Annotated in this window: 6 protein-coding genes and 2 pseudogenes; 2 read left to right on the top strand and 6 right to left on the bottom strand. The window is 72.6% G+C overall.

The window, feature by feature from the left end:
- A pseudogene (locus OO63_RS45800) lies at positions 1–1,587 on the top strand (serine protease); the annotation flags it as partial.
- A 130-nt stretch (positions 1,588–1,717) separates the two neighbouring features.
- Positions 1,718–2,677, top strand: a complete 960-nt coding sequence (locus tag OO63_RS40840) for a bifunctional riboflavin kinase/FAD synthetase (protein ID WP_030363645.1) — start codon at positions 1,718–1,720, stop codon at positions 2,675–2,677.
- Between the two features lie 65 nt (positions 2,678–2,742).
- On the opposite strand, the gene OO63_RS40835 is transcribed toward OO63_RS40840, so the two are convergent.
- From OO63_RS40835 to OO63_RS40810, 6 genes and pseudogenes are all read right to left on the bottom strand, one after another.
- The gene (locus OO63_RS40835; protein ID WP_030363644.1) at positions 2,743–3,762 is read right to left on the bottom strand and encodes an oligopeptide/dipeptide ABC transporter ATP-binding protein; all 1,020 of its coding nucleotides are present in this window, start codon (positions 3,760–3,762) and stop codon (positions 2,743–2,745) included.
- 145 nt (positions 3,763–3,907) lie between these two features.
- On the bottom strand, positions 3,908–4,957 hold the full coding sequence (locus tag OO63_RS40830) for an ABC transporter ATP-binding protein (RefSeq protein ID WP_030363643.1): 1,050 nt from the start codon (positions 4,955–4,957) through the stop codon (positions 3,908–3,910).
- Positions 4,954–5,916 carry an ABC transporter permease gene (locus OO63_RS40825; protein WP_030363642.1) on the bottom strand — a complete coding sequence of 321 codons (963 nt, stop codon included), beginning with the start codon at positions 5,914–5,916 and terminating at the stop codon, positions 4,954–4,956. Before OO63_RS40825 ends, OO63_RS40830 begins: the two co-directional genes overlap by 4 nt.
- Positions 5,913–6,983, bottom strand: coding sequence for an ABC transporter permease (locus OO63_RS40820; RefSeq protein ID WP_030363641.1), 1,071 nt, complete (start codon positions 6,981–6,983; stop codon positions 5,913–5,915). Before OO63_RS40820 ends, OO63_RS40825 begins: the two co-directional genes overlap by 4 nt.
- 89 nt (positions 6,984–7,072) lie before the next feature.
- The gene (locus OO63_RS40815; protein ID WP_234311480.1) at positions 7,073–8,974 is read right to left on the bottom strand and encodes an ABC transporter substrate-binding protein; all 1,902 of its coding nucleotides are present in this window, start codon (positions 8,972–8,974) and stop codon (positions 7,073–7,075) included.
- Between the two features lie 303 nt (positions 8,975–9,277).
- Positions 9,278–9,478 (bottom strand): annotated as a pseudogene (locus OO63_RS40810) (hypothetical protein); the annotation flags it as partial.

Below are 9,478 nucleotides of genomic sequence, written 5' to 3'. Positions count from 1 at the left end.
GCGTGGGGCGGCGGCCCCGGTGCCGGGGCAGTGGGGGGCGGGGCGGGCGCGGAGGGGATGCCCGGGGCGGCGTCCGGCGAGCCCGAGGCGTCCGGCAGCCCGCCCCCGGCGCCGGGGCAGGCCGGGGCCCGGGTGGGTGCCCGCCTCGGGCGTGACGCTGGGGACGACGTGGGGAACGCGCGGTGGTGGGCGCAGCACCTCGTGCGGGAGACACTGCTCCGCGTCGCCGACGCGACCCCGTACACCAGCGTGCTCCAACGCCTCGCCGCCCAACGGCAGTTCGGCCCCGACTTCTGGCTGGCGCTGCCCCTCTCGGAGGCGGCCAGGTTCGAGCTGCTGCGGGCCGTCGTGGTGCACGACGGCCCGCCGGGAACCGGCCGCCGCTGCCTGGACGCCGTCGCGGAGCGCCTCGCCGCCGACCCCGCCGCCGTACAGCATCACCTGACCCGCTGGTTCGCCGACGAACGCCCGCTGCGCGCCGCCCCCGAGGCGACCGTCGCCTCCGCCGCCCAGGCCCTCCTCCACACGCACCGCCACCGCGCCGTCGACGACCTCACCGAGGCCCTCGTGGACTGCGCCCACCCGCGCGCGGAGGAACTCCTCGGTGCCCTCGCCGAGGACGAGCCGTCCGCGCTCTGCCGCGCCGTCGACCGCTGGGCCCACGACGCCCGCCCCGCCCGCCGCGTCGCCGCCGCCACGCACGCCCCGCGCGCCGCCCGGCACATCACCGGCGAGGCCGACCGCCGCCTGCTGCGGTACGCGGCCCAGACGCTCCTCGACCGCCCCGGCGACGAGGCCCTGCACGGCGCCGCCCTCGGCCTCCTCGTCCGCGACCCGCACACCCGCGCCCACCACCTCTCGTACGCCCTGCGCCGCTTCGCCGCCGGCGACCCGGGCCTGCCCGCGAGCGCCCTCGCCACCGCCATGGGCACCCACCCTGAGCCGGTGCTCGCCGCCTTCAGGGACCGGCTGCGCGCCCGCGACACCGGCACCGCCGAAGTCCTGCGGGGCCTTCCCGACGTCCCCTCGCCCGCCCTCGCCCGGCGCGTGGCGGACCTCGTGCGCGAGCGCGTCGAACAGTGCCCGCGCGCCGCGGCGGACGCGGCCGCCCACGTGGACCTGCGCCTCGAACAGGGGCCGAGTGCGCGCGCCGAGCTGTTCCCGCTGGTCGTCGCCCTCCTGAAGGGCCGCGGCGTGGACGTGCGCGTCGCCCTCGCCCCCGTACTCGCCGCCCCCGGCACACCCGTCTCACGGCCCCTGCGCGCCGAGCTGCTCGACCTGCTGCTCGCCGCCGAGCGGGAGCCCGTCGTCTTCGAGGCCGTGCTGCGCGCCGTCGGCGGCCGGGGCGGCGGCGCCGAGCGCGACCGCGAGCTCGTCCGCCGCACCGCTCTGCTCGCCGTCCGCACCCCGGAGGGCGCCACCGCCTTCGACCGCGCCCTGGTCGACGTGGCCCGGCGCGTCCCCGGCTTCGCCGCGCGCCTCCTGTGCTGGCTCACCGGCGCCCCGCAGGACTGGGCCGCGCTGGTCGGGCCGAGCGCCCGGCGCACCATCGAGCAGCTGACCGGCGAGGTGCCCGTGTCGGCGTGAGCTCCGCCACCCCGGCCGATGCGGGCGACAAACTGTCGGCATGGCAGTCTTAGACCTGCGCAATCGGCAGGGAACGTACAGACGTACGGGCGTACGGATACATACACGGGTTCGGCGAGGAGCGAAGACAGTGCAGCGCTGGCGTGGCTTGGAGGACATTCCCCAGGACTGGGGGCGCAGCGTCGTCACCATCGGTTCCTACGACGGGGTGCACCGCGGGCACCAGCTGATCATCGGCCGCGCGGTGGCCCGCGCCCGGGAACTGGGCGTGCCCGCCGTGGTCGTCACCTTCGACCCGCACCCCAGCGAGGTCGTGCGGCCCGGCAGCCACCCGCCGCTGCTCGCCCCGCACCACCGGCGCGCCGAGCTGATGGCAGGCCTCGGTGTGGACGCCGTCCTCATCCTGCCCTTCACCGCCGAGTTCTCGAAGCTGTCGCCCGCCGAGTTCGTGGCGAAGGTCCTCGTGGACAAGCTGCACGCCAAGGCCGTCGTCGAGGGCCCCAACTTCCGCTTCGGCCACCGCGCCGCGGGCAACGTCGAGGTCCTCGCCGAGCTCGGCCGGACGTACGACTACGAAGTCGAGGTCATCGACCTGTACGTGAGCGGCACGGCGGGCGGCGGCCAGCCGTTCTCGTCCACGCTCACCCGCCGCCTCATCGCCGAGGGCGACGTCGCGGGCGCCCACGAGATCCTGGGCCGCCCGCACCGCGTCGAGGGCGTCGTCGTCCGCGGCGCCCAGCGCGGCCGCGAGCTCGGCTTCCCCACGGCCAACGTGGAGACCCTGCCGCACACCGCGATCCCCGCCGACGGCGTCTACGCCGGCTGGCTGCACGCCGACGGCGAGGCGATGCCCGCGGCCATCTCGGTCGGCACGAACCCGACGTTCGACGGCACCGAGCGCACCGTCGAGGCCTACGCCATCGACCGCGTCGGCCTCGACCTGTACGGCCTGCACGTCGCCGTGGACTTCCTCGCCTTCGTCCGCGGCATGGCGAAGTTCGACTCGATCGACGAGTTGTTGGTGGCTATCGCGGACGACGTGAAGAAGTCACGGGACTTGGTCGCGGCCGCGGACGACCCTGGCCGGTGATTTTCAGCCCGTCCGGCGTCTGAGGACGAGCCCGAAGGGCGATCTGCGGCGCGCCGACCGCAAGGTCAGCCCCGCGAAGCCGCCCAGTGACAGGCAACCTGCGTGCCCCCGGCGCCGGACAGCACCGGCAAGTCCTTGGTACGGCAGTCCTGCGCCACCCCGGCGCGCTCCGCCTCGCCGCTCGCGAGGACCTGACAGCGCGCATGGAACCGGCACCCGCCAGGCACCCGGGACGGGTCCGGCGGCTCACCCGTGAGCACCACGGGTTCCCCCTCCGCCTCCGGCAGGACGGACAACAGGGCCTGGGTGTACGGGTGCTGAGGTGCCGTCAGGACCTGATCGACCTCGCCGGTCTCCACGATCCGGCCCAGGTACATGACGGCGACGCGGTCGGCGATGTTCCAGGCCAGACCCAGGTCGTGGGTCACGACAAGGGCGGAGAGACCGAGGTCCTCGCGCAGCCGGAGCAGCAGCGCCAGGATCTCGCCGCGCACGGACGCGTCCAGCGAGGCCACCGGCTCGTCCGCGACGATCAACTCCGGCTCCAGGACGAGCGCGCCCGCGATGACGACGCGCTGGCGCTGGCCGCCGGACAGCTCGTGCGGGTACCGCAGGAAGAACCGCTCCGGCGGCCGCAGCCCCGCCCGGGAGAGGGCCGCGCCGACGGCGGCCCGCTCGTCGCCCCCGTACCCGTGGATGCGCAGCCCCTCCGCCACGGCCTCGTACACCGTGTGCCGGGGGTTGAGCGAGCCGCTGGGGTCCTGCAGGACGAGCTGGACGCGCTTGCGGTACGCCTTCAGGGCGCGGCCGCGGTAGTCCAGCGGCCTGCCGTCGAAGGTGACCCGCCCTGACGTGGGCGGGACGAGCCCGAGCAGGGAGCGGGCGAGCGTCGTCTTGCCGCAGCCCGACTCGCCGACGAGCGCGACGATCTCGCCACGCCGGATGTCGAGGTCCACGCCGTCCACCGCGCGCGCCGGGTCGGCGCCCCGGCGCCCGGGAAAAGAGACGCGCAGGTCGGAGGCTGTCAGGAGCGGTGCCGAACCGGTCGGGGGCTCGGTCGGTTCGAGGGTGGCTTCGGTGGTCATGCGCTTCTCCTCGGGGCCGGGCGCCCGGGTGGGCGGATCGTGGCGTACGCCGGGTGGTGCGCGGCGTGGGGCGGTGGCGGGTCGGCGCACGCGGGGCGCGCTTCCCGGCGCCCCGCCGTCCTGCCCACCGCGGCAGCCGGGGCCGTCACGGCGCCCCCTCCACCACCTGGTCCGCAGGCCGCGCCGCGCCCTCGGCCTCCGCGCCCACATGCACGCACGCCGCCCGCCGCGCCGGTCCCGCCGCGCGCAGCGCCTGGTCGTCCGTCGAGCAGGACGCGATCGCCTCCGGGCAGCGCGGGTGGAACGTGCACCCGGAGGGCAGCGCCGAGGGGTCCGGCGGGTCGCCGGGCAGGCCCTGGGGCGCGAACCGCGAGGACAGGTCCCCGATGCGCGGGAACGCCGCCGACAGGGCCTTGCCGTACGGGTGCCGCGCCCGCTCGTACACCTCCCGCGCCGGACCCTCCTCCACCACCCGCCCCGCGTACATCACCGCGAGCCGGTCACAGGTGTCGGACAGGACCGCCAGGTCGTGGCTGATCATGATCAGGCCCAGGTCCTGCTCGGCCACGAGCTGCTCGATGAGGCGCAGGATCTGCGCCTGGATCATCACGTCGAGCGCGGTCGTCGGCTCGTCGGCGACGATCAGGCGTGGGTCGCAGGCGAGGGCCATCGCGATCATCACGCGCTGGCGCTGGCCGCCGGACAGCTCGTGCGGGTAGGCGTCCGCGCGCGCACCCGGGAGGCCCACGTGTTCGAGCAGCTCGCGGGCCTTCTTCTTCGCTCCGGCTGGGGTCGCCTTCTTGTGCAGCAGGATGGGCTCGGCGATCTGGTCGCCGATGCGGTGCACCGCGTTCAGGGAGTGCATCGCGCCCTGGAAGACGATGGACGCGCCCGCCCAGCGGACCGCGCGCACCCGGCCCCACTTCATGGTGAGCACGTCCTCGCCGTCGAGCTGGATCTCGCCGGTTACCTTCGTGCCCGCGGGCAGCAGCCGCAGGAGCGCGAGCGCCAGCGTGGACTTGCCGCACCCCGACTCACCGGCCACGCCCAGCTTCTGCCCGGCGGCCACGGACAGGTCGACGCCGCGGACGGCGGCGGCCCCGGACGCGTACGTCACGGTGAGGTCCCGCACGTCGAGCAGGGGCCGCCCCGCGGTCGCGCCGGCCGTCGTGGTCTCGGTCGTCTCGGTGGTCAACGGGACACTCCAAGCCTGGGGTTGAGCACGGACTCCACGGCCCGCCCGCACAGCGTGAACGCGAGCGCGACGACGGCGATCGCGATGCCGGGCGGCGCCAGGTACCACCAGTCGCCCGCGCTGACCGCGCCCGCCTCGCGCGCGTCCTGGAGCAGCCCGCCCCAGGAGACGACCGTCGGGTCGCCGAGGCCGAGGAACGCGAGCGTCGCCTCGGTGAGGATCGCGCTGGAGATGACGAGCGTGGTCTGGGCGAGGACCAGCGGCATGACGTTGGGCAGCACGTGCCGGGCCATGATGTGGCCGTGGCCGCCGCCGAGCGCCTGGGCCCGCTCGATGTAGGGCCGGGACTCCACGGCGAGGGTCTGGGCGCGCACCAGGCGGGCCGTGGTCGGCCACGTCGTCACGCCGATCGCGAGGATGACCGTCCACACGGAGCGGTCCATCACGGACGCGAGCGCGATGGCGAGGACGAGCGTCGGCATCACCAGGAACCAGTCCGTGACCCGCATGATGACGGTCGCGTACCAGCCCCGGAAGTGACCCGCGGTGATCCCCACGACCGTCCCGATCGCCACCGAGAGGAACGCCGCGAGCAGCCCCACCGTCAGCGAGATGCGCGCGCCCCACACCAGCAGCGCGAGCAGGTCACGGCCGAACTGGTCGGTGCCGAGCGGGAATTCACCGCTCGGCGACTGCATGGCCTCGCCCGGCGCCTGCGTCACGCTCTGCGCGTCCGCGCCCACGAGGAGCGGTGCGAACACCGCGGCCAGGGCGATGAGGACCAGCGCGACCAGGCCGACGAGCCCGGCCCTGTGGGTGCGGTACTCCCGCCAGAAGCGGGCCGCCGAGTGCCGCCTGCGCGTCCAGGCGAGGGCGCGCGGGCTCTTTGCCTCCCGCGGCGCGCCCGTCTTCTCCGGCTCCTGCGGCGCGGGGAGGGAGGAGGCTGTCTCGGTCGTCATCGGCCCACCCTGGGATCGAGCAGCGGATAGATCACGTCGGCCACCGTGTTCATCAGGATCACCGCCGTCGCGAAGACGAAGAAGAGCCCCTGCACGAGCGGCAGGTCGGGCACGCTGAGCGCCTGGTAGAACAGGCCGCCGAGCCCGGGCCAGGAGAACACCGTCTCGACCAGGATCGCGCCCGCGACCACCGTGCCCAGGTTCACGAACATCAGGGTGACGGTGGGGAGCAGCGCGTTCGGCACGGCGTGCCGCCGCCGCACCAGGTCGTCCCGCAGGCCCTTGGCGCGCGCCGTCGTCAGATAGTCGCTGCCCATCTCGTCGAGCAGCGACGAGCGCATGACGAGCAGCGTCTGCGCGTACCCGACGGCGACGAGCGTGACCACCGGCAGGACCATGTGGTGCGCGACGTCGACGACGTACCCGATCCCGCTCTCGTCACCGCTCTCCATGCCGCCCGTCGGGAACATCCCGGGCAGCGGCCCGACCCCCACGGAGAACGTGATGATGAGCAGCAGACCGAGCCAGAACGACGGCACCGAGTACAGCGTCAGCGCGAGCCCGGTGTGGAACCGGTCGCCGAGGCGCCCGTTGCGCCAGGCCGTGCGCGTCCCCAGCCAGATGCCGATGAGCGTGTAGAGGACGTACGCCGTGCCGGTGAGCCACAGCGTCGGCCCGAGCGCCTCCGTGATCTTGTCCATGACGGGCGTGTGGAACTGGTACGACGTGCCGAAGTCCCCGGTGAGGACATTGCCGCAGTAGTCCGTGAACTGCTTCCACACCGGCTGGTCGAGCCCGAACTCCGTGCGCATGGCGGCGAGTTGCTCGCTGGAGACGCGGCGCCCGCCCGTCATCTGCTTCACCGGGTCGCCCGGGATGAGCCGGAACAGGAAGAAGCTGGTGACGAGGACGGCGAACATCGAGACGAGGGCGCCGCCGAGCTTGCCCGCGACGTACTGGAGGTAGGCGGTCGTGTTGCCCGCCCGGGGGCCGCGGCCCCGGGGACCGGCCTGCTCGGCCGGTCCGCCGGAAGCCGCGGTCGTGGCTTCGGCCTCGGCGGCGAGGATCGCCGCCGGATTCCGTTCGCCCCCGGTCACGCGTCACTCGCGGTGTGGGGGGACGTCCGCTTGGCTGTCATCCGCTGGTGTTTCATGCGTTACTCGCGGTCCTCTGCGGTCGAGCGGCGGCGCAGGGCGATCAGGACTCCGCCGCCCGCGAGCACCACCGCGGCGACGGCGATACCGATGATGACACCGGTCGAGCTGCCACCATCGGAAGAACTCTTCCCACTCGCCGGGACCGCCGACCACCAACTCCAATAGCCGTCCTGGCCGAAGATGTTCCCCGCCGCCGACGGCATGGTGGTGATGGACTTGATCTGGTCCGTGCGGTAGGCCTCCACGGCGTTCGGGTACGCCATGACGTTCATGTAGCCCGAGTCGTACAGCCACGACTGCATCTGCTTGACGAGCGCGGCCCGCTTGGCCGGGTCGTACTCGGCGAGCTGCTTGTCGTACAGCTCGTCGAACTTCTTGTCGCAGATGAAGTTGTCCGTGGCCGCGCTCTCCTTGGCCTTCTCCGGCAGCGCGGCGCAGGTGTGGATGCCGAGGACGAAGTCGGGGTCGGGGTTCACCGACCAGCCGTCGAAGGCGAGGTCGTACTCGCCCGCGTACCAGGGCACGGACACGTCGTCGAGGCAGTTCACCTTCAGGCCGATGCCGAGGTCACCCCACCACTCCTTGAGGTACTTGCCGACCGCCTTGTCGTTCGGGTCGGTGGCGTGGCACAGGATCCGGAAGTCGAGCGGCTTGCCGTCCTTGCCGACGCGCTTGCCGCCCTTCTTCTCGTACCCGGCCTCGTCGAGGAGCTTCGCCGCCCGCTTCGGGTCGTAACCCAGCTCCTGGTCGGGGGAGGGCTTCCAGGTGTACTCGGAGAAGCGCGGCGGGATGTACCCGGCGCCCTCGACGGCGTTGCCCTGGAAGACCTTGTCGACGATCGTCTTGCGGTCCACGGACAGGAAGAGGGCCTGCCTGACCCGCTTGTCGAGCAGCGCGGGGTGGCCGTCGCCGAACTTCTTGCCGTCGAGCGTGCGCGCGCCGGGGTTCGTGGCCAGGGCGAAGAAGCGGCGGCCCGGGCCCTCGTTCACCTTGATGTCCGACTCGCCCTTGAGCCCGTTCGCCTGAGCGGGCGTCAGCGCGGGCTGGCCCGCGACGAAGGACACCTCACCCTTCTTCAGCGCGGCCACGGCGGCGTCCTGGTCCTTGTACGTCTTGAAGACCAGCTCGTCGAACTTCGGCGAGCCGCGCCAGAAGTCCTTGTTGGCCTTCAGCTTCACGTACTGGTCGACCTTGAAGTCGTCGAGGATGAAAGGTCCGTTCCCGACGACCGGGAAATCCTTGTCGTTGTTGAACTTCGAGATGTCGTCGACCTTCTCCCAGACGTGCTTGGGAACGATCGGGACATCGAGCGCGGCCATGGTCGACTGCGGCTTCTTGAGCTCGATGACGAGCTTCGTGGGGGAGGGGGCCGTCACCTTCTTGAAATTGGTGACGAAGTTGGAATTCGCGGAGGCCGTGCCCTCCTTGGACATGATTTTGTTGAACGTCCAGGCGGCATCCTCCGCCGTGGCCTTCTTCCCGTCCGACCACGTGGAATTCGACCGGATGGTGTACGTCCAGGTGAGCTTGTCCGCCGACGGCTCCCACTTCTCGGCGAAGGCCGGGATCGCGTGGTTGTCCTTGGCGTCGTAGTTCGTGAGGTACTCGTACGTCAGCCGGTGGATGCTGGTGCTGAGCAGGCGCTGCGCGAGGAACGGACTGAGCGAGTCCACGCTCTGCGCCACCGCGACGGTGAGGGTCTTCTTGCCGTCGTCCTTGGCCTCTGCCTGCTGGGGCGCCGGGTTGAGGGGGGTCGCCAGGCCCGCGGTGAGCGTGAAGGCGGCGGCCGCGGCGGCGGCGAGGAGCAGACGGGGGCGGCGGCGCTTGGGTGAGAGGGCCGCAGTGGCCGCTCGGGCCGCTGATGATGACCGTGTTCTGCCGTGCTGATCTTTTGTGTCCATGGATCGGTGACCTCGCGTCATCGCTTGCGCAGAGATGGCTGGTTACGGCTACGTGATCAAGGAACGTCCGGTTGGTTGTTGTGTGTGTATCAGCGCCGGTCATCGCGCGTCAACGGCCGGTGAACCCCATGTGGCCTGCGGAAATAACGAGTTGACCGGGAATTCATCCGCATTGGTCAAGACCACTGAAGCCATGCTGGCCAGAGCGTGGCACGCAAAAGCGCCCCGCCTTTTCGCTGGCGGGGCGCTTGCGGGATTCCGGCGTGTTTCCGGTGTGTCCGGTGGCGCGGGGAGGGGGGGTGGTTACTGCTGCTGGGGTGGCTGCGGCTGCTGGTGGGGCTGGGCCTGGGACGGCTGCGGCTGCGGCTGCTGGCCCGGGGCCGCCGGGTAGGTGCCGTCGGCCGGGTAGGCGGCGGACTGGGCCTGGCCCGGGACGGACGGCTGCCAGCCCTGCGGCCCACCGGCGGGGGGCTGCGGCTGCTGGTGCGGAGGCTGGGGTTGCGG

Origin of the sequence: Streptomyces alboflavus (assembly GCF_000716675.1) — a bacterium.
GTDB classification, from domain to species: domain Bacteria; phylum Actinomycetota; class Actinomycetes; order Streptomycetales; family Streptomycetaceae; genus Streptomyces; species Streptomyces alboflavus.
This window is presented reverse-complemented; position numbering and strand designations above follow the sequence as displayed.

What these genes read in the sequence shown, in the direction of transcription:
- OO63_RS40835 (WP_030363644.1), bottom strand. Translation starts at nt 3,762, where the DNA reads ATGACCACCGAAGCCACCCTCGAACCGACCGAGCCCCCGACCGGTTCG.
- OO63_RS40825 (WP_030363642.1), bottom strand. Translation starts at nt 5,916, where the DNA reads ATGACGACCGAGACAGCCTCCTCCCTCCCCGCGCCGCAGGAGCCGGAG.
- OO63_RS40815 (WP_234311480.1), bottom strand. Translation starts at nt 8,974, where the DNA reads ATGGACACAAAAGATCAGCACGGCAGAACACGGTCATCATCAGCGGCC.